The sequence below is a fragment of the Kribbella pittospori genome (genome assembly GCF_004331465.1).
GTDB classification, from domain to species: domain Bacteria; phylum Actinomycetota; class Actinomycetes; order Propionibacteriales; family Kribbellaceae; genus Kribbella; species Kribbella pittospori.
The window spans coordinates 64900-83846 of the sequence record NZ_SJKB01000012.1 but is presented as its reverse complement, the minus strand read 5'-3'; the positions used below and the strand labels follow the sequence as shown (position 1 = coordinate 83846).

Annotated in this window: 23 protein-coding genes and 1 tRNA gene; 13 read left to right on the top strand and 11 right to left on the bottom strand. The window is 68.1% G+C overall.

Annotated elements, in window-relative coordinates; translation table 11 throughout:
• The first annotated feature begins 7 nt into the window (after positions 1-7).
• Both E0H73_RS32570 and E0H73_RS32565 read left to right on the top strand, forming a co-directional pair.
• Positions 8-751, top strand: a complete 744-nt coding sequence (locus tag E0H73_RS32570) for a hypothetical protein (protein WP_131362833.1) — start codon at positions 8-10, stop codon at positions 749-751.
• Positions 751-1452, top strand: a complete 702-nt coding sequence (locus E0H73_RS32565) for an alkyl sulfatase C-terminal domain-containing protein (RefSeq protein ID WP_202867683.1) — start codon at positions 751-753, stop codon at positions 1450-1452. The genes E0H73_RS32570 and E0H73_RS32565 overlap by 1 nt, the downstream gene beginning before the upstream one ends.
• Here E0H73_RS32565 and E0H73_RS32560 read toward each other — a convergent pair.
• The 5 genes from E0H73_RS32560 to E0H73_RS32540 form a co-directional block, all read right to left on the bottom strand.
• The gene (locus tag E0H73_RS32560; protein WP_131362831.1) at positions 1424-1969 is read right to left on the bottom strand and encodes a hypothetical protein; all 546 of its coding nucleotides are present in this window, start codon (positions 1967-1969) and stop codon (positions 1424-1426) included. The two genes, E0H73_RS32565 and E0H73_RS32560, sit on opposite strands and share 29 nt — an antisense overlap.
• A gap of 684 nt (positions 1970-2653) precedes the next feature.
• Positions 2654-3454, bottom strand: a complete 801-nt coding sequence (locus E0H73_RS32555) for an alpha/beta hydrolase (protein WP_131362829.1) — start codon at positions 3452-3454, stop codon at positions 2654-2656.
• Positions 3455-4316: 862 nt separating this feature from the next.
• Positions 4317-4835, bottom strand: coding sequence for a GNAT family N-acetyltransferase (locus E0H73_RS32550; protein ID WP_131362827.1), 519 nt, complete (start codon positions 4833-4835; stop codon positions 4317-4319).
• Positions 4836-5109: 274 nt separating this feature from the next.
• Positions 5110-5757 carry a response regulator transcription factor gene (locus E0H73_RS32545; protein ID WP_131362825.1) on the bottom strand — a complete coding sequence of 216 codons (648 nt, stop codon included), beginning with the start codon at positions 5755-5757 and terminating at the stop codon, positions 5110-5112.
• Positions 5754-7748 (bottom strand): sensor histidine kinase, encoded by a 1995-nt coding sequence (locus E0H73_RS32540; protein WP_131362823.1) that lies wholly within the window; start codon positions 7746-7748, stop codon positions 5754-5756. The genes E0H73_RS32545 and E0H73_RS32540 overlap by 4 nt, the downstream gene beginning before the upstream one ends.
• A gap of 159 nt (positions 7749-7907) precedes the next feature.
• Here E0H73_RS32540 and E0H73_RS32535 point away from each other — a divergent pair, with 159 nt between their 5' ends.
• Together E0H73_RS32535 and E0H73_RS32530 are read left to right on the top strand one after the other, a co-directional pair.
• The gene (locus E0H73_RS32535; protein WP_131362821.1) at positions 7908-8366 is read left to right on the top strand and encodes a hypothetical protein; all 459 of its coding nucleotides are present in this window, start codon (positions 7908-7910) and stop codon (positions 8364-8366) included.
• 10 nt (positions 8367-8376) lie between these two features.
• On the top strand, positions 8377-8880 hold the full coding sequence (locus E0H73_RS32530; protein ID WP_131362820.1) for a hypothetical protein: 504 nt from the start codon (positions 8377-8379) through the stop codon (positions 8878-8880).
• A 354-nt stretch (positions 8881-9234) separates the two neighbouring features.
• On the opposite strand, the gene E0H73_RS32525 is transcribed toward E0H73_RS32530, so the two are convergent.
• Positions 9235-9307, bottom strand: a tRNA-Arg gene (locus E0H73_RS32525).
• Between the two features lie 100 nt (positions 9308-9407).
• On the opposite strand from E0H73_RS32525, the gene E0H73_RS32520 reads away from it, so the two are divergent.
• Both E0H73_RS32520 and E0H73_RS32515 read left to right on the top strand, forming a co-directional pair.
• A complete protein-coding gene (locus E0H73_RS32520) occupies positions 9408-9989 on the top strand; it encodes a phospholipase D-like domain-containing protein (RefSeq protein WP_131362818.1) in 582 nt (193 codons plus the stop codon).
• 192 nt (positions 9990-10181) lie between these two features.
• On the top strand, positions 10182-10586 hold the full coding sequence (locus E0H73_RS32515; RefSeq protein ID WP_131362816.1) for a hypothetical protein: 405 nt from the start codon (positions 10182-10184) through the stop codon (positions 10584-10586).
• Between the two features lie 16 nt (positions 10587-10602).
• Here E0H73_RS32515 and E0H73_RS32510 read toward each other — a convergent pair whose 3' ends face one another.
• The gene (locus E0H73_RS32510; protein ID WP_131362814.1) at positions 10603-11016 is read right to left on the bottom strand and encodes a YchJ family protein; all 414 of its coding nucleotides are present in this window, start codon (positions 11014-11016) and stop codon (positions 10603-10605) included.
• 78 nt (positions 11017-11094) lie between these two features.
• On the opposite strand from E0H73_RS32510, the gene E0H73_RS32505 reads away from it, so the two are divergent.
• The gene (locus tag E0H73_RS32505) at positions 11095-11967 is read left to right on the top strand and encodes an SDR family oxidoreductase (RefSeq protein WP_202867668.1); all 873 of its coding nucleotides are present in this window, start codon (positions 11095-11097) and stop codon (positions 11965-11967) included.
• Here E0H73_RS32505 and E0H73_RS32500 read toward each other — a convergent pair.
• A complete protein-coding gene (locus tag E0H73_RS32500) occupies positions 11954-12928 on the bottom strand; it encodes an NAD(P)-dependent alcohol dehydrogenase (protein ID WP_131362813.1) in 975 nt (324 codons plus the stop codon). The genes E0H73_RS32505 and E0H73_RS32500 overlap by 14 nt on opposite strands.
• 178 nt (positions 12929-13106) lie before the next feature.
• Here E0H73_RS32500 and E0H73_RS32495 point away from each other — a divergent pair, with 178 nt between their 5' ends.
• A complete protein-coding gene (locus tag E0H73_RS32495; RefSeq protein ID WP_131362811.1) occupies positions 13107-13376 on the top strand; it encodes a hypothetical protein in 270 nt (89 codons plus the stop codon).
• A 63-nt stretch (positions 13377-13439) separates the two neighbouring features.
• Positions 13440-13727, top strand: a complete 288-nt coding sequence (locus E0H73_RS32490) for a YiaA/YiaB family inner membrane protein (protein WP_131362809.1) — start codon at positions 13440-13442, stop codon at positions 13725-13727.
• 7 nt (positions 13728-13734) lie between these two features.
• On the opposite strand, the gene E0H73_RS32485 is transcribed toward E0H73_RS32490, so the two are convergent.
• From E0H73_RS32485 to E0H73_RS32475, 3 genes are all read right to left on the bottom strand, one after another.
• Positions 13735-14082, bottom strand: a complete 348-nt coding sequence (locus tag E0H73_RS32485; protein WP_131362808.1) for a DoxX family protein — start codon at positions 14080-14082, stop codon at positions 13735-13737.
• Positions 14083-14152: 70 nt separating this feature from the next.
• Positions 14153-15004 (bottom strand): RNA polymerase sigma-70 factor, encoded by an 852-nt coding sequence (locus E0H73_RS32480; protein WP_131362806.1) that lies wholly within the window; start codon positions 15002-15004, stop codon positions 14153-14155.
• Positions 15001-15687: a TetR/AcrR family transcriptional regulator gene (locus E0H73_RS32475; RefSeq protein ID WP_131362804.1), complete on the bottom strand. Its 687-nt coding sequence runs from the start codon at positions 15685-15687 to the stop codon at positions 15001-15003. Before E0H73_RS32475 ends, E0H73_RS32480 begins: the two co-directional genes overlap by 4 nt.
• 90 nt (positions 15688-15777) lie before the next feature.
• On the opposite strand from E0H73_RS32475, the gene E0H73_RS32470 reads away from it, so the two are divergent.
• From E0H73_RS32470 to E0H73_RS32455, 4 genes are all read left to right on the top strand, one after another.
• Complete coding sequence (locus tag E0H73_RS32470; RefSeq protein WP_131362802.1) at positions 15778-16728, top strand: NAD-dependent epimerase/dehydratase family protein; 951 nt, start codon at positions 15778-15780, stop codon at positions 16726-16728.
• Positions 16729-16798: 70 nt separating this feature from the next.
• Positions 16799-17524: an LmeA family phospholipid-binding protein gene (locus E0H73_RS32465; RefSeq protein ID WP_131362800.1), complete on the top strand. Its 726-nt coding sequence runs from the start codon at positions 16799-16801 to the stop codon at positions 17522-17524.
• Between the two features lie 106 nt (positions 17525-17630).
• The gene (locus E0H73_RS32460; protein ID WP_131362798.1) at positions 17631-18332 is read left to right on the top strand and encodes a PadR family transcriptional regulator; all 702 of its coding nucleotides are present in this window, start codon (positions 17631-17633) and stop codon (positions 18330-18332) included.
• Positions 18329-18937, top strand: coding sequence for a DUF1707 SHOCT-like domain-containing protein (locus E0H73_RS32455; RefSeq protein ID WP_202867667.1), 609 nt, complete (start codon positions 18329-18331; stop codon positions 18935-18937). The genes E0H73_RS32460 and E0H73_RS32455 overlap by 4 nt, the downstream gene beginning before the upstream one ends.
• Positions 18938-18947 lie beyond the last annotated feature (10 nt).

Genomic DNA, 18947 nt, shown 5'->3' with positions numbered 1-18947 from the left:
GATGTAGGTGCACTGGTATCGGGAACTTGTCGACACTGGCCGGGCGCAGGCCGCCTGGGCGCTGTTCGCCTTCCTCCTCACGTTCACCGTCGCCCGGGCCATCACCCGACGCATCCGCGCCAAGCAGGCTTCGGCGCAGCCTGATGACGGTGGCCTGTCCGACGTACACATCGGTGGTATCCACATCCACCACCAGGTCTGGGGAATCCTGCTGGTGCTGCTCTCCGGGCTCCTGCAGTTCCGCTACGCCCCGGCGTCTCCCTGGGCCGAGGTGCTCGCGGTGATGTTCGGGGCGGGGGCGGCGTTGACGCTCGACGAGTTCGCGCTGTGGCTTCATCTCGACGACGTGTACTGGGGACCGGAGGGACGCAAGTCCATCGACGCAATCCTGCTGGGCGGGGCGCTGGGTGTCGTTCTCCTGATGCAGACCAGCCCGATCGGAGCCGAGCCCGAACGTGCCGGCGGCGAGCTCGCGCGCTGGACCTACTTCGCGACCGTCGGCGTCCACCTCGTGATGGCGATCCTCTGCTTCCTCAAAGGCAAACTGGCCACCGGCCTGATCGGCATCGTCGTACCCTTTGTGGCTTTTGCCGGGGCGCTCCGCTTGGCCAAACCCGGCTCGACCTGGGCAGTACGCCGGTACGGCGAGCGCAAGGAGGGACGAGCCCGCAAACGCTTCGGCCCCACCTACGACAAACGCTGGAACCGAATCCGAGACGCCCTGGGCGGCCACCCGAGCCGCCGCACCTGATGGTCAGCAGCGCCAAGCACGCCCTCGCAGACGTCTACCAGCACCTCGGCTTCGGATCCGAGAACCCGACCTGGCGCAACTTCTGCCTCGCCGGAGCGCTCGAACTGCGCGAAGGCATCACTCCACCGGCCATGGACCCAGGCGCTGGCATGGCCGCCTCACTTGCCGTCGAGCAGCTGTTCGACACCATCGCCATTCGCGTCGACGGTCCACGTGCCGCCGGTGAGTCCCTCACCATCGACTGGCAGTTCACCGACCTGGGCAAGACGATCCGCACCACCTTGTCCAACGGCGCGTTCATCCAGACACGCGACCCGAAGACCACCGCGAAAGTGGACCTCACGGCCACCCTCACCAAGGCACAGCTACTCGGCATGCTCGCAGGCGGCGGACTCGACGGCATCGACCACAGCGGCGACCCCGCGCCCTCAAACGCCTACTCGGTGTCCTCGACCAACCTGACCACGCCTTCGCGATCGTCACCCCGTAACGACCGGCCGGCCTTCGATCGGGTTGCTGTCGCCGCACCGGGCGCCGCCGGCCACAGCCCGGTTGACCGAGTGGTTGACGACAGGTGGCATTGCCCCGCCTGCGGTGACATCCGAGCGGGCCGCACCAGCGCTGCAGCCCGCTGCGTCGCTGGGCGGAGCTTGTGGGTGCGCAGGCGGGCCGTTAGGCCAGGCCTAAGGCTTCTGTCGTGACCTCGCAGAACAGCGCCAAGTCGCTTTCGAGGTTGGGGTGCGGTCCCCTGTTGACGAGGATCTCCCTGCTGATGAACTCGTCGCCGTTGAAGGTCTCGCGGAAGACGATGTAGCCGGCGCCCAGCACGACGGCGCCGTCGGCGGTACGGAGCAGCCCGGACAGCCCGCCGAGGATGAGCTCGACCGTGTGCACACCCGCCGGGTCACCCGAGACGATCGTTTGGGACAGCGGTCCGGCTGCGTGTCGTACGACGGTGGCGCCGTTCTGCGGGTTCGTGTAGACGACTTTCACCACCGTGACGTTGCGATAGTCGACCGGTTGGTTGGGTGCCAGGAACTCCGTTCCCTTGACGGTGACGGAGACCTCCACCGCCTCGCCGGTGCCGCAGAAGTCGCCGTCGGTGAACGACTCGGTGAAGCTGAAGCGGCTGACCTCAGGATCGGCGGCGACCGCTGACGGCATTCCGCCCAACGCGATTGCGACAACGATGCCGACCACCAGTGTGAACCTACGCATTGGTCCCCTCCATTCTGTGCCCCGGCCACGGGACGACGTTCGGTGACACCGAATGCCCCGGCAGCACGGGTACCCCCTCTCGAGCAGAGCGCGGACCGGGCGACTCTGCCTGGATTGATGCCAGCCAGCGGCATCTTTGCCCCGATGCGGGATCACCGACCCGGGCGGACATCTGCCGGTGGTCCCAAGACCAGCAAATCCCCTGGCGCGCGTCATGTACACCACTCGAGCCGGACGACCTCGTCGACGAGAATCTCCTCGTCCTCCCGGTGGTCGTCCTCCAGGGCACGCGGCCGTTCCCCCACGGCGGCCCGGGGAGGCGCTTGACCTGGTCGAATCGCGCGCGTCCCGAAGGGCAGAGCGCTCCAGGTCTACCGGCCGGGGCGCCCGCAGTACGCGCAACCGCCTGATGAACGCGGCAACGCTGCCGCAGTCAGTGCGAGCCGAACATGGATGGGTGCGGCCGCCGAGTAGGCAACTGGCGCCTGAGAGGGACCGGCATTCGACAGGTTCAGTGAAGGTAGCCATCCCACTTCACCTCGTAGCGCGAACCGCCAGGCAGCGCGCGGTCCCAGGATCGTCCACCGAGCGCGTCAGCGCTACCTCGACCGGTCCGGCCAGATCGGTCGGCGTCCTCGACCGAGTCGCTGGTGCAGCGCGCGTTCGATTCGCAGGATCGATCGGTCAGCTGGTACCGCATCCAGGGGCACCGGCTCGCCTGGTCGCCGGATCGACGGGCGTGGCCGTGCCAGCCCCGGACGCACGGATGCCGAGGGCGGTGGTCAAGAGGGGCCAGCTGCGGTGCAGCTCCCGCTGCCAGTACGGCCAGGTGTGAGTGCCGAGCCCGTACAAGTCGATCGTGGCGGGAATGCGCAGGTCGATGATCCGCCGCACGAAATCGGCCGTCTGGCGATGTACGAACTGCTCGACCCCGTCAGGCCCCGCGCTGGCCGGGTCGAATGCGCCTGGCTGACCATTGCCGCCAGCAACGAACAGCGCAGTACCGCGCAGCCCTTCGGCGACGTCGTACGGGTTGTGCGCGGCCCACCGGGCCGCATCGGCCCGCGGGTCACCCCACAGCGCTGTCGGGTTCTCACCTTCACTCGCGATCAGGCCAAGCAGGTCCCGCGCGTTTTGGCCGCCATCGCCCAAGGTGTTGAGCAGACCACTGTACGAAGCTGCCGCGCAGAACAGGCGCGGCTGATATGTCGCGTAGTCGATCGCGCCGAGGCCACCCATCGACACACCTGCCACTGCCCGCCGAGTCCCGGCCCGAAATGCCTGCTCGAGCAACTGGCGCAGCTCGATCAGATGGAAGGTTTCCCATCGCGGACCGTGCACCCAGTTGGAGTAGAAGCCGACTCGACCACCGTCCGGCATCACCACCAGGATGTCGCTGCCCGCGGACAGCGCCTCGACATCGGTGGATCGGGTCCAGCTGGCATAACCGTCGCAGCACCCGTGCAGCAGGTACAGCACGGCCAACGGTTCCCCGGATCAGCGTCGTACCGTGCCGGCAGCAACAGTCGCACCGCGACCTCCCGACCGACCGCCACGGAGTCGATCGTCAGATCCACCATCCGCTGCGACACCCTGTGCACCGCGACGATGCGGGACCCATCCGCGGCCGTCACACCCGACCCAGACGGCCCAGACGGCGCCGGCGAGCCGACTGGCTCCGGCCGCGTCGACCACACAACCACGCCAAGGACCGCAAGCACCACAACAGCCAGCACCGCTACAGCAGCCCACAAGCCGCGCTGCCGGAAACGATCACAAACACGCGCCATCGACCTCGCCCCCCAACATCATCACGTGCCAGCCGGAGCGTGTCGATCGCTCGAGCGGGGCCGCCAGCTGTCTGCTAATTGGCGGACAGCGCCGCCAACAAGAGATTCTCTGGAGCACCGGGAGGACTGCAAGCAAGGCGGAGTGGTGCAGGAAGTGAAGGTGATCCTCGCGAGCAGCCGGCCTCCGGTCGAAAGCTGCGCGCCGTCGAGCTGGCCGTGTATCGACCGAGGCCGTATCACCCGGTGCAGCTCGGGCCGAAGGGGCGGCCGACAGTCCAGGGACGGTATGGGAGATTCACGACGACCCGGAGATGACACGCCTCGTGACTGGCGCCGGAAGTGCGGGTTCCCGCGCACGATCGTGAACGGCAAACTCTACTGCGGCTGCGGTCGCTACATCCTCACCTTCGAGAACCCGAACGTCCCCGACCTCTCCTAGCCAGCGAGCGCTTCCGAGCACTCGCCTAAACACGATGGTCTGGGCATGGCCAGACAATGACCCCCAGCTCAAAGCCGCGACGAGAGGGCCTCGGTCAGGCCTGCTGGCCAAGGTCGTGTCAGCCGCTGGGGCGTTCGAAGATGAGCTCCAGGCCGTCCTGCTCGTCCCACTGTTCGCCGTTCTCGACAAAGCCGAAGCCGGCGATGGTGGCCAGCGATGCTTGGTTGGTCGGGCTGATCGTGGCCCGCACGGTCCGTACCGCGGGTTCGGACGCCGCACGTTCCAGGAGCGCGGTCACGATCGCCTTGGCGAAACCCTGTCGCCGGTACGACGGGTCGACTGTGTAGCCGATCTCCACCATGCCGGCCTCGTCCGGTGGACCGTGGAAACCGGCATAGCCGACCACGATCCCGTCCGCTACGACCAGCTTGACGAGCCACCCGAAAGTGCTGGGATCCCGTGTCAGCTGATCGAGGCGGTACTGCCAGAGCCACTTGGCCCTGTTGGTGAGGAACTCGTCGCCGAGTAGGAAGCCGAGCTCGGTCTGTGCCGCGGGGCGGTCGTCGGCCAGCAACGCGCTCAGCGCGGTACTGGTCATCTCGACGAAGCGAACCGATCGGGAGGAAGTAGTAGTCATCGCACTCATCCTCAGCCCCGGCGGCCCCGCCAGACGAACGATTATCCCGCCAGCGCCTCGGCGGACCTGGTCGCGTCGACCCCGGACATGGGTGCACCGGGAGCTGCGGTTGATGTCGGGGGATCGTTCTCGCTGGCCAACCATTAATCGATCGGCGGGCTACCTTTCAACGCGGAGACGGTGAACGACTGACCACACGTGAGCCCCTTGGGCAAGCCAGTGCGGCTTGCCCACCACTCCCTTGGCATCATCGCACGCAACTGCTCGAGCTGAACTAGCCGCCAATGCCCGATTCGTGGGCTTTCAGGGCGGCGGCGGTGCGGTCGGGGACCTGGAGTTTGGTGAGGACCTGGGAGACGTGGTTGCGGACGGTCTTGTCGGACATGCCCAGGCGTCGGGCGATCTCGTGGTTGCGGCAGCCGGTCGCCAACAGCTCCAGCACCTCCCGTTCGCGGGGCGTCAGGTCCGGGAAGGCGCGCGCGACCGGCGACTCGACCTCGCGGCCGGAGTAGAAGGCAACGATCCGCCGGGCCACGGCCCCGCCGTACACCGCCTCGCCGGCGGCGACGGAGTACACCGCGCGGACGATCTCGGCACCGTCTGCGCCTTTGACCAGGTAGCCTCGGGCGCCCGCACGCAAGGCCGCGAAGACGTGCGCGTCGTCCTCGTGCATCGTGAGTACAAGGATCGGTAGCTCGGGCTGCAAACCCAGTAGCTGCGTGATCGCGGCAACTCCGTCGAGACCGGGCATCGACAGATCCGTGAGTACCACGTCGGGCGACAGGTCCCGGACCGTATCGACCAACGCGGCACCGTCTCTAACGCTGGCCACGACGTCGATCCCGTCGGCCTGCTCGAGCACCGCGGTCAGCCCATAGCGGTACATCGGGTGGTCGTCGGCCAGAACCACGCGGATCGTCATGGTGCCTCCAGCGGCAGTACTGCGGTCACGAGCGTCCCGCGCGGCTTCGCCAGTTCCACGCACACCTCTCCCCCGATGTCGGCCGCACGTTGTCGCATCGAGTCGAGCCCATGCCCCGAGCCGACTCCGGCGGCCAGTCCGCAGCCGTCGTCGAAGACCCGCACCCGCAGGTCGCCGTTCGACCTGTTGAGCCGAACCGTGCAGTGCGAGGCAGCCGAGTGGCGCGCCACGTTCGTCAGAGACTCGGCGACGATGCGAAACGCCGCCTCCTCGACCCGCGGCGACAGGAGAGGCAACGCGTCCGTCTGGAGGTCGAAGGCGAGACCGCCGGGCTGTCCCATACCGAGGGACGACGCGGTGTCGCGCACTGCGCCCTCGAGTCCGTGCAGATCGAGCGAGGTGGGTCGCAGCCCATCGAGCACGCGGCGGATCTCACCGACCGCGAGCTCGGCCTCCGCGCGAGTCCGCTCGAGCAGGTCGGGCACGGCATCGGGTCGGGTCCGATGTGCGGTGCCGGCCGCCTGGAGACCGAGTGCGATACCGGCGAGCGAAGGGCCGAGCCCGTCGTGAAGATCCCTGCGCAGCCGGTCGCGTTCGGCGAGGGTTGCCGCGGTCACGCGGGTCCGTTCCACGGCGAGTTCCTCGGCGAGTCGTGCTGAGCGGAAGACGACGGCCAGATGCGGCGCCAAGGCTGTCACCAACCGCGCGTCCTGCTCGGTCACCTGCGTCGCTCCACGCCGCGGTCCAACGGTGAGCGTGCCGAGCTGGGCTCCCCTGTGCCGCAGCGGCACGTCCAGTCCGGCGCCCTCCGACGACCCCACCTCAGCGACCAGTCGACCGTGAAGGTCTCGGACCACCGCGTACGACGTACCGACGGCTGAGGCGACTGCCTCGAGCATGGAAGCGACCGGATCGTCATGCTCGACTTCGAGTCCGGCGCCAACCCGATCCACGAGTGCGAGCGGATCGGCCCGGTCGCCCAGTACCAGGCGATCGACGAGCGGCCGCAGCCGGGCGGCCACAGGGATCACCAGAACGGCCACGACGGCCGACGCGGCGAGCAGCGGAAGCGGTCCCTCGGGGACCAGCCGGGCAAGAGCCGTGGTGAGTCCGCCGATGACCAGGGCGACCAGGAGGGTCAGCGGGACGTAGAGCAAGGTCCGACGAAGGGCGACCTCGATGCCGAGCAGCCGGTAGCGCAGCACGCCGATCGTCACCGCGACCGGGACGAGCCCATAGGCGACGGCGAACAGCACCCTGTAGTCGGTGAAGACCGTGGCCATCATGGCCGCGACGACGCTCAGCAGCCACAACAACTGTTGCCGCTCCGGGCTCTTCGCCCGGATCGCCCGCACCAAGGTCCCGACCATCGTGACGGCGGCCGTCGAAATCAGGAGTCCGGCTGCCGACAATCCGACGATCCACGCCCACCACGCTGGCGCATCCCACGGCAGCCGTGTCCCGCGCACGGTGTCATCGACGCCACCTTGGCCGGTCGCAGCCGCCAGAACGATGAGCCCGATACCGACGAGCGCCACCCGCAGGTGCCACGACCAGAAGATGGAGGCCGGCCGGCCGGTGGGGTACAGCGGCGGGAGCACGATGACTGGCAGGAGCAGCGACGGGATCCACGTCCAGGACGCGAACCACGCCGCCGCAAGGCCCAGCGGCAGCGAGTGGTCGGGATCGGTGAGCGCGCGGGTCGCGTAGGCGTCGAGCGCCACGTTGGTCACCTGGAGCAGCCCGGAGGCGACCAGGATCCAGCCGATCCAGTTCCCCGGCCGCAGCTGGATCAGCGCGGCGCCGGAGAGTGCGAAACACGCGACGATCAAACCGGCCCACCAATCAGGACCAGGAGAGACGACGTTCGGACGAGACATGACACCGCCGGACAGCGACAGCGGGACCGTCCCGAAGAGGACGAGGGTCAGCCCGGCCAGCAACCAGCCGCCCAGTCGGCGTACTCGATCGTCGTCACGCACCGTCCCCATGGCCAAAGTGTGCGCCCGATCGGGCCGGATGTCCTGGGACGGCGGTCCCGGTCGATCCGGGCAACTCTCCCGGCCTGCCCGCGTCCCGTGACAGATCCGTCCCGCCGGTCGATGGTGGTGCGCTCGGAGCAAGCACTTCCGAGACCCGAGGGGGTTCCCATGACTACCACCACGAGCGCGTCACACAGACTCGACGTGCTCAATCCGCTGTGGGCCGCGTTGACCGGCGCAGCGATCTACGGCCTCGCGATGACGGCCGGCGAGGTCTTCAACCTCAATGCTGACCCGGACAACGGCCCACAAACAAGCATGGCCGAGATCGCCCTGTACGTCGGGATCGTGGTTGCTGCCGGCGTCATCGCGGTATGGCTGGGCCTGCGGGCCCGCGCGGGCTCTCCCGGCCGGCTCGCCGGGACCGCGCTCGGCCTCGGCATCGCGGCAGCCGCGACGTACGCGGTCTTCTGGTCGGGGTGGCCGCTGGTGTTCGGCGCGGTCACCGTCGCCCTGGCTGTCGAGCATCGGCGGCGGGTCGGTTCCTTCGGCCCCGTCACGGTGATCGCGCTCATCCTCGGTGCGGCCGCCCTGGTCGCTGCCGCCATCACCTGTGTACTCGGCTGAAGGGGCCACCATGAAGCAGAAGCTGGCCATCGCGCTGGGCGCCCTCGCCCTCATCGGCGGCACCGCCGCTCCCGCGTCCGCGGGCGGAGCCGAGCACGCGTTCGTCATCGAGGACTACGACGCCTACGAGCACTTCGCCCCCGGTGAGGGCCCGTGCGTCTCCTGGCCGGGCACCTTCCACGAAGTCCGGGCGGGCGGGTATCGGCTGGTGATCCCGCCGGGCGGTCAGCGGGAGGGCGAGTTCCACGTCAACGGCGTCATCGACGGCCGGGTCGAGCTGATTCCGGACAATGCCAGTCTGCCGACGTTCGCAGGTACCTACCGGGAGAAGGTGAACGCTGTGGTGACCGCGTTCACCGAGGAGAGCGAGGTCGACCGCGTCGCGCAGTACCGCCTCCGCAGCACCCTCCGTGGCACCGACGGATCCGTCCTCGACCTCCGGCTCGCCGGCAAACTCACGATGAACGCCAACGGCAGGGTCGTCGTATCCCGCGACACCTTCTCCTGCGCCTGAACCACCCACCGGGTTCGGCGTCCCCCCGCAAGCGGCGGACGCCGAACCCCCAGGGCGTGTCACGTGTCCCGCGCATGACGCCGACATCGCTGATCGCCTCCCTGCCATCGCCAGCATCACCGCTGGTCGACCAGCTCCGGACCCGCGTCAGGTGGCGAGCGACGCTGCCGCAGCGAGGCCACAGCATCGGAAAACTTCACCTTCACCACGGACAAGGAAGGAGCGACTTCGAGCCGTATCCACTGCAGGCAACAAAGGTCGCCACGACTTCGGCCCCACGTTTGGCCCCACGATCGCCAGTCCTTCATGGGCCTCTGCGCGCCCAATCATCCCCTGACCTGCACGTTTGGTGGGTGCCCCCGGCAGGATTCGAACCTGCGGCACATGGTTTAGGAAACCACTGCTCTATCCCCTGAGCTACGGGGGCCAACCGCGCGGAGCCTAGCGTATCGGACGCGGGCGTCGCCCGGTCCGCGCCGTGGGAGCATTCGAGGCGACCGGAGACGCACCGCAGGTCAGGAGGCAGCATGGTCGAGCCCATCATCCAGCGCGGCATCAAGATCGCCGGCGAGAACCCGATGATCATCCTGTATCGCCCCGGCGGCGACGACATCGTCGTACTGGTGAGCATGTGGACAGCGCGCTACTCCCCCGTCGGTTCGGGCCGCGCGCTGCTGATCTGGGCCGATCCCGTCGGGTCAGGACTCGGCTCCGACGCACCGATCGGGATGTACGCCGACAACCCGGAAATGGCCGAATACGTCTGGGAGCACTTCTACCACGACTACGACACGATCCGCGGCCGCGGCATCGAGACCAACCCACCGATCCCGGCCCGATTCGTCGAGGTCTCCGACGGCGACCGCTTCTACCGCATCACCTGCGTCACCGCCACCACCACGATCGACCTCGAATGGCGCGACGTACTGGACACCTTCCAGGTAGTCACCCACCTGACCGGCTTCGAAACCTCAGCCATAGCCCGCCCCTGCGCCGCCGCCTCAGTCCACGTCAACGGCATCCCCGCCCAAGGCGAACCCCACCACCCAGAAGGCTGGTTCGGCAGCTCCGCCGCCCTAGCCCTTGCCGAAACCTGGCGCGAGATCTGACCCACCAACTCACGACTCGCTTGTGGTCCCTCGGGGTTCGAACTTCCGACGGCTGACGTCAACTACTTCGCGCCGTATCGACCGGGATTGCTGTACGTCCTGCCGGGTACCTGCTGCGGAGAAGTTGCTTCTCGACGGAGGCCCGGCGATGTGGGTTGGTGGCGAGGGATGACCAGGCGGTCGAGTTTCCGTGTGCAGCTTGCGGTGCGGTTGGCGCTCGCCGTGTCATTCGCAGGGCTCACCGCATGGCTTCTCGTGTTGAGACTGTGGCCTGCGGCAGCAATTTGGGCGGTGCCGACCTGCGGCCTGGCCACGCGCGTCATTGTCCTGATTCGGCTTGACCGGATGGGATTCTTCGCGGCCGAGGATGCCGATCGGCCGTCGAACGCGGAGGCCAACCGGCAGACTTCTGCGGTGTTCATGGTCCAGTTCGTCGGCTGGATTCTGGTGGGTGTCTATTCGGCGGCGACTGGTTTCTGGATGGGTCTGGTGTTGGCGGTGATCCTGGCCTACATCAGCATCGCTGTCTTCCGTATGCTCCGCCGCAGACAGCCGGCGGGCTCCATGGCCGCCGGCCCCTCGTCGCCGGATCCGTGACTCGTGGCCATGATCATCACGCCGGTAGCGGCTTCAGGTAGACCCAGAGGCCGTTCTCGCGGGTGAAATGGCTGTTTTCTTGTTGGGTTTCTGGGATGCCGTTGTGGGTGAAGTGGGCTTGGAATTCTACGGTGCCTTCGGTGTGGAAGGGGGTGCCGGCGGTGGTGGTGAGGATTTCGAGGCCGGTCCATTGGATGTCGTCGGCGAAGTTGAGTGTTGGTGGTCGGGTGTCGGCTGACCAGGTGTGGAGCAGGTAGCGGGCGTCGCGTACGACGAAGGCGGTGTAGCGGGATCGCATCAGCTGCTCGGCGGTGGCTGCTGCTTTCCCTTGGTGGAGCGCGCCGCAGCAGTCGCCGTACGTGGCATCCAGACCGCAGGGGCAGGGCGACGACTGAGACACCACGGGCTGGCGGTCGCGACGTTTGGCCATCTCCCGATTGTCGCCTGTCGATGGACAGGCCGGCGCCAGGGGCACATGCTGAGCGCATTGCAGCGAGGGCGGAGTCGCATGGCCACATCGATGGTTGGCAAGACCGTACTGGTCACCGGCGCTACCGGAGGCATCGGAAAGGCGACCGCGCTCGGCCTGGCGACAATGGGGGCGCACGTCGCGATCATCGGCCGGGACAGTGCGCGGACTGACGACGCAGTACGGGAGATCCGCGCAGTAGGCCAAGCGGACGGGTTCGTCGCGGACCTGTCCGCGCAAGCGGAGGTACGGCGAGTGGCCGACGAAGTACTGCGGAAGCTGCCGCGGCTCGACGTACTGGTGAACAACGTCGGCGGCTACTGGAAGACCCGGCACGTCACTGCCGACGGACTCGAGCACACCTTCGCCCTGAACCACCTCGCGCCGTTCCTGCTCACCAATCTGCTCCTCGACCGGCTGCGGCAGAGCGCACCGGCCCGCGTCGTCACGGTGGCGTCGAACGCTCAGTCGATGGGCCGCATCGACTTCGACGATCTGCAGAATGAGCGGGACTATTCAGGGTCACGCGCCTACAACCAGTCGAAGCTCGCAAACGTCTTGTTCAGCTACGAGTTGGCCAGGAGATTGCAGGGCACCTCCGTGACGGCGAACGCACTGCACCCGGGGTTGGTGAGCACGGGGTTCGGCGGCGAGGATCCCGGCCGCGCCCAGCAACTGTTGGTGCCGCTGCTGCGACCCTTCATGAAGCGCCCTGCTCAAGGCGCCGCCACTTCGATCTACGTCGCATCCGATCCGCAACTGGAGCACGTGACAGGCCGGTACTTCGCCAAGTCTGCGACCACGAAGTCCTCCGACCGCAGCTACGACGAAGCCACCGCCACGAGACTCTGGCAGGTCAGCGCCGAACTCGTTGGACTCCCCACCCCTGCGGAAACACCTACGGCAGAGTGATGACGACCTTTCCGCGGGCGTGGCCGTCGAGCAGGTACTGAATGGCCTTCGGGACCTCACTCAGCGGGAAACGCTGGTCGATCGGTGGGACTACCGCGCCGGATTCGAGCAGCGGTGTGAGGTCGAGCAGGTGCTGGGCCTTCTCCGAGTTGATGAACGTCCGCAGCCGCTGACTGACGAACGGCGACAGCAGCACCGCGCGCATCTGGCGATCGGTGCCGCCGAGCCAGCGTCCACCGTTCTCGCCACCCATGATGACGACAGTCCCCTTCGGGGTGAGAGCACGCCGAAGCCGTGACAGGGAAGCGTTTCCGGCGATGTCCAGGATCACGTCGTACCGCTGCAGTCCCGCCGCGAAGTCGTCGCACCGGTAGTCGAGCACGTGATCCGCGCCGAGAGACCGCACCAGATCCAGCTTGCTGGCACTGGAGACGCCGGTGACCTCGGCCCCGAACGCCTTGGCCAGCTGCACCGCATAGGAACCGACGCCGCCCGATGCACCGGTGACCAGCACCTGCTGACCCGACGCGACCTCGCCCTGATCACGCACGCCCTGCAGGGCAGTCATCCCGGAGATGGGTACGACGGCCGCCTGCTCGAAGGTCAGGTTCGCCGGCTTCGGCGCGAGCTTGCGCTCGAAGGCAGCGGTGTACTCCGCGAAGGCACCCTTGCCGACGCCGAACACCTCGTCACCCGGCTGGAATCTGGTCACGTCGGCGCCGACCGCCTCCACGATCCCCGCCACGTCCATGCCGAGGACCTGGTTCTTCGGCGCCCGAACGCCGTACCCAGCAAGGCGAACCGGGTACGGCAGGCCGGCCATGACGTGCCACACGCCACGATCCACGCCGGCCGCGCGGACGCGGATCAACACCTCGTCAGCGGCGATGGCGGGCTGCCCGATGTCGCGCAGCTCGAGAACATCGGTCTCGCCGTACACCGCCTGAGTGATGGCCAACATGTGATTCCCCCTGCTGAAGACGCCGGTTCCGCCGGCTCGCCGCATACTTACGTTGTATGCTTACGTTGTAAGTTACCCCCACCAGCGCGTTCAGTCCAGAGGGGTAGGCTGGCGGGACTCCGGAACGATGGCATTCCAGGCGGCATGTCAGGAACCGGCGGGCGATGAGGCGATGCCGATGACGACTCGATCAGGACCTGTGCTCGCCGGGATCTCGCGCCGTACGGCCGAGGATCACGACCTTTTGCACCTCCTCGCCGAAGTCAGGTCCGCTCGGGCGGCCAATCAGGTGACTCGAGGCGCTCCACGCCGCGGCAGCGCGCCCAGCAGCGACGCCAGCCGCCTGGCCGCGTCGCTGACCGCCTACGCCAGAGCGCTGGAGTCGTACCGGCTGCCTGTGCCGCCGGCCATTCGCGACGAGCTTCGCCTGCTCCGCGCCATACCCTGATGCCGTTCGCGGTTGAGTAGTTCAGCGCATGTGGCGCGGGCGGGATGCGCTGACGATTGCCGCATGACGAAAACAATTCAGCCTTCGCAGACTGCCGCGTTCTACGGGCAGGCACTTCTCTCGTTCGGCGCCTCGTTGACGGCGATGGGGCTCGGGGTCGTCTACCTGCCCGCGCCCGGGTGGATCCGGGCTTTCCTCGCGATCGGCCTGCTGTACGTCGTCACGTCGACGGTGACCTTGTGCAAGGTGGTGCGGGATCGGCACGAACTGTCCGAGGTCACCACCCGGGTCGACCAGGCGCGACTCGACAAACTGCTGGCCGAGCACGATCCCTTCAAGGTCGAGGGATGACCGGCGCTCAGTGGTAGATGAGGCCGGTGGCCAGGGCGGCCAGGGAGCTGAGGAAGTAAAGCGACCACGGGCCGAAGTGGCGGTCGTGCGCTCGGAGGTGGGCTGCGAAGGCGCCGACGAAGTACAGGACGAGGCCCGCGGCTGCGAGGGTGCCAAGGGTCGGTACGACGAAGCCGGCCAGCAAGCCGAGGGCGCCGGCCGCGAGGAGTGATCCGAGCGGGAGCATCCAGGAGTACGGCACGCCGACCACGTCGGCCTGGGACTTCGGGTAGTCGTGGCCGATGAGGTTGGCGATGGCCGCGCTGCCGGTCAGGGCGGCGGCGAGAAGCGTGGCGGCGAGGTAGGCGGCGAACACGATGGCTCCGTTCCGTGGGGTGATTGGTGCGCCCCACGGACGAGACAGCGTGCCGAGACGTGACAGTGAATCAGCTCACGCCGGTCAGCTTCTCCGGGTTGCTGACGACGTGGATGGTGTCGATCGCGCCATCCACCAGGTAGAACGTCGCCGCGACGACCGCCGTACCTCCTGAAGTGATCACGAAGCCCGGTGCTCCGTTGACCTGACGGAGCTCGACGCGGGAACCCTCGGGGCGCCGCCGCGACAGCACGATGAACGCCTGCGCGACGTACTCCGGGCCGTGGATCGGCTTGCGTGGCGCGCCGGTGAGTCCGCCGCCGTCGCTGATCAAGGTCACGTCGGGCGCGAGCACCTCCATCAATGCCTTCACGTCACCGTCGAGGCAGGCTGCCAGGAACTTCTCCGTCACCTGCCGCTGCGTGGACTGGTCGGTGTCGTAGCGGCGCCGGCGGGCTGCGACCGCCTTGCGCGCGCGGTGCGCGACTTGCCGTACGTCGGCGTCCTGGCGACCGAGGATGCGGGCGATCTCGTTGTGGCTGTAGCCGAACGCCTCGTTCAGAACGAAGACGGCGCGTTCGGTCGGCGACAGTGCTTCCAGGACGAGCAGCATCGCCGTGGACACCGAGTCGTTGCGTACGACGTCGTCGGCCGCGTCCGGACTGGTGAGCATCGGCTCCGGCAACCACGGTCCGACGTAGGACTCACGGCGTACCGCTGCACTGCGGAGACGGTCGATGGCGAGGCGGGTCGCGACTCGGACCAGGTAGCCCTCGGGATCGTCGACAGTGGCCGGGTCGACGCGACTCCAGCGCAGCCAGGAGTCCTGTACGACGTCCTCGGCCTCGGCGACGCTGCCGAGCACGCGATAGGCGACGGCGTACAGGAGGCCGCGGTAGTCGGCGAAGGTCTCGGCGGTCACGCGGGGAGGCCGGTCAGGTCGGCCATCAGGATCATGTGGTGATCGAAGTACTGCGCGCGGGCCTCGATCATCTCGTCGAGGCGACCGAAGACTTCGAAGTTGAGTACGCCGTACAGGTGCGTCCAGGCGACCAGGACGCGGTCGAGTCGTTCCTCGAGCATGTCGCCCTTGCGTTCGCGGATCAGGCGACGGAGGTCGGCGCGGAGCGGTGCTGTGAGTGGTGATGCGGTCAGCGAGCGGAGGCGGTCGCCGGCGTCGGTGACGATGGCGGCGAGGAGCAGGATCACTTTGGTTGCCGGCTCGACGGTGTCCTGGGGAGCGGCGTACCCGGGGACCGGGCTGCCGTAGATCAGGCCGTACTCGGCCGGGTGGGCCAGCGCCCAGGTGCGGACGCCGCGGCAGACGGCGAGCCAGCGGCCGCGGAGGTCGTCACGCGGTACGGCGGACTCGGCGGTGGTCGCGGCGGCGGCGAGAGCGTCGTACGCATCGATGATCAGCGCGGTGAGCAGGGCATCGCGGCTCGGGAAGTAGCGGTAGAGGGCCGACGCGACGATGTCGAGGTCCCTGGCGACGGCGCGTAGGGAGAGGTTGGCGCCGTCCGTGGCGAGGTGCCGACGGGCGACGTCCTTGATCTCCTGGCTCATCTCCGAGCGGACCCGGGCGCGCAGGGACGGTGCGGACATGGGATCAGTCTGACACAGGATGGAGTACAGTGAACTCATTAGAGAACACTGTTCTCGATCAAGAACATCAGTCACGAAGGGTTGTCCGCCATGTCCCTGCACGTCGTTGTCGGCGCCGGTCCGGTCGGCTCAGCCACGGCTCGGTTGCTCGCTGCCCGGGGTGAGCAGGTCCGCCTCATCACCCGCAGCGGCAGCGCTCCCCAGCCCGGACCTTCTCAAGAGAACGGCGAGATCGAGCGAGTTGCGGCGGACGCTAGCGACGCCGAAGCCTTGGCGCGCCACGCCGAAGGCGCAGCGGCGCTGTACTCGTGCGCAGGTCCGGCGTACCACCGATGGCCGACCGACTGGCCTCCACTGGGAGCCGCACTGGTGCATGCGGCCGAGGTCAGCGGGGCTGTGCTGGTGACGACCGGCAACCTGTACGCCTACGGCCAGGTTGACGGGCCGATCACCGAGGACACTCCCCTGCAGCCCAACTCCGTCAAGGGACAGGTCCGGGCCAAGCTCTGGACCGACGCGTTGGCGGCACATCAGGCGGGCCGGATCCGGACGGCCGAGGTGCGCGGTTCGGACTACCTGGGTGCCGGCGCGGTCTCGCCGTTCACCATTCTGGTGCTGCCCAAGGTGCTGCGAGGCAAGCGCGCTTCGGCGCCCGCCGATCTGGATGCGCTCCACAGTTGGACGTACGTCGGCGACGTCGCCCAGACCCTCGTCGCGGCAGCCGCAGACGAGACCGCCTGGGGACGAGCGTGGCACGTACCGACACCGGACCCGATGTCGATCCGCGCTCTCGCCACCCGCACGGCCGAGCTCGCCGGAGCACCAGCGGCCCGGATCTCCGCGATGCCCGCCGTCGCGCTGCGCATCGGCGGACTCTTCAACCCGGACGCTCGCGAGATGATCGAGACGCAGTACCAGTGGCGTCGCCCGTTCGTCGTCGACTCCACCGCCACAACTGTTGCCTTCAGCATCAAACCCACAGCGACCGACGACGCACTGCGCGAAACCATCGCCGGCTTTCGCGCAGCCGTCGCCAACTGAATCCGTGTCCCGAACGTCTGAGCCCTAGGCTGTGCGGATCGACGGATCCGCCGTTGTCGGAAGGGCAGGAATGAGATCCAGAGGATCGGGCCGCTGGTTGCGGCGGTTGGTGGTGACGGTGATCGTGCTGGGCGTACTGGCGGTCGCGGTCGACCGAGCGGCGGAGTGGGCGGCCGAGAACCGGCTGGCCACGATGGCCGAGAACCAGGCGGCGAAGTACGACGTGGAGGCCACCGACACATCCGTCGAGGTGGGCGGCTTCGGGTTCCTCCCGCAGTTGGCCAAGGAGAAGTTCTCATCGGTCACGCTGACGATGAAGCAACCGACCTTCTCGAACGACGTCGCCGCTCAGGATCTCGTGGTGGAGATGTCCGGCGTACACGTGCCCCGAGCTCTGCTCGAGCAGAAGCCCGGTACGGCGGTCACGGTCGACTCGACCGCCATGCGGGTGCGCCTGTCGCCGGACGAGCTGACCAAGCTGGCCGCCAGCACCACCAGCATCAAGGGTCTGAGCTTCCGCATCGTCGACGGCAAACTGCACGCGCGGCTGTCCGTCGGCGGTCTGAACACGGAGGTGGCCGTCACCCCGCAGGTGAAGGGCCGCCGGATCGCCCTGGGCGTCGACGGCATGTCCGACTCCATCCCGTCGGTGGTGCGCAACGCGGTGAAGTCCCAACTGGCCCGTGGATTGGCTTTTCCACAGCTTCCGTTCGACGCAGCATTGAAGCAGGTGTCCGTCGAGGGTGACTCGCTGCTGCTGGTCGCCACGGTGGCGGACCTCAAGCTCACGTCCTGAAAGCTGACGTCCTGAGCCGAAGTCCCTGGGCACGATCCCCTTGGGTTGCGATGTGTCGCGATATATCGTCGACGTATCGCATTCTCCTGAGAGACGGGTGGTCGGGATGACCGGATCGACGTACGCCGCGGGCTGGCCGTGGCAGAAACTCGCACAGCACTGCTCAGCCTTCGACTCAGTTGTCGACGACATCAAGGACGAACTGCACGCGGCCATGACCGGGCGGCGCGGTCACCGGGGACACCACCAGCCGTTCTCCGGGCAGTGGGGGATGTTCGGCGGTGGCGGCCAGATGTTCGGCCCGCCGTGGGGTCCGCCGCCGCGCTGGCGTGGGCCGAAGGCTCGGCGCGGTGACGTGCGCGCGGCGATCCTCGCCGTACTGGCCGAGCAGCCGATGAACGGCTACCAGATCATCCAGGAGATCGCCGAGCGCAGCGGCGGCGTGTGGAAGCCCAGCCCGGGGTCGATCTACCCGACCCTGCAGCAGCTCGAGGACGAGGGCCTGGTCACCGCCGACGCCGAGGTCGGCCGCCGTACCTTCACGCTGACCGACGAGGGACGCGCGTACGTCGCCGAGCACTCCGACGAGGTGTCCGCGCCGTGGGAGGCGATGAGCGCACCGAGCGATGACGACGAGAACGGGCTGAAGCCGCTGCTCGGCCAGGTGGCGACGGCGATGTGGCAGATCCTCGCGACCGGCACGCCGGAGCAGCAGGCGCGCGCGAAGGACGCGCTGGCCGAACTGCGGCGGAAGCTGTACGGGATCCTCGCGGACGAGCGACCGGACGACGAGCAGGACCGGTCATGAGCTCGCCCCTGCCGGAATGGCGCGACCCCGACTCGCGCGACGCCGACCGACGCGGCCGCCGCCGCCGCCACGACTGGCACAACCACGACTGGCAGGACCGCGACTGGCACGGTCGCGATTGGCGTGGACCCGACTGGGGCGGGCCGGACTGGCGCAAGCTGGATCCCCGCGAGGACGATGCCGCTGACCGCACGCCGGAGCGGCGCCGCGGCCCACTGCGGATCGGCGACACCGAACGCGACCAGGCCGTCGCCGTACTCAGCGACCACTTCGTCGCGGGCCGGCTGACGCAGACCGAGTTCGAGGAGCGCAGCGAGCAGGCGACCAGGGCGCGGTACTCCGACGACCTCGAGCCACTGTTCGACGACCTCCCGGACCCGGCCGACCTCCAGGGCGCGCAGGGACCGTGGTCGCCGCGGACCGCCAAGCCGCGGCGGCGCCAAGGCCCACCGCCGTTCGTGATGCTCGCTCCGATCCTGATGATCGCGCTGGTGATCACCGCGATCACCTTGGCCGCGCCGTGGCTGGTGTGGGGCATGTTCTGGATCCTCCTGATCAGCGGTGCGCACCGTCGTCGCTGGCAGTACCAGAACCGGCACCGCTGACACAGTTGCC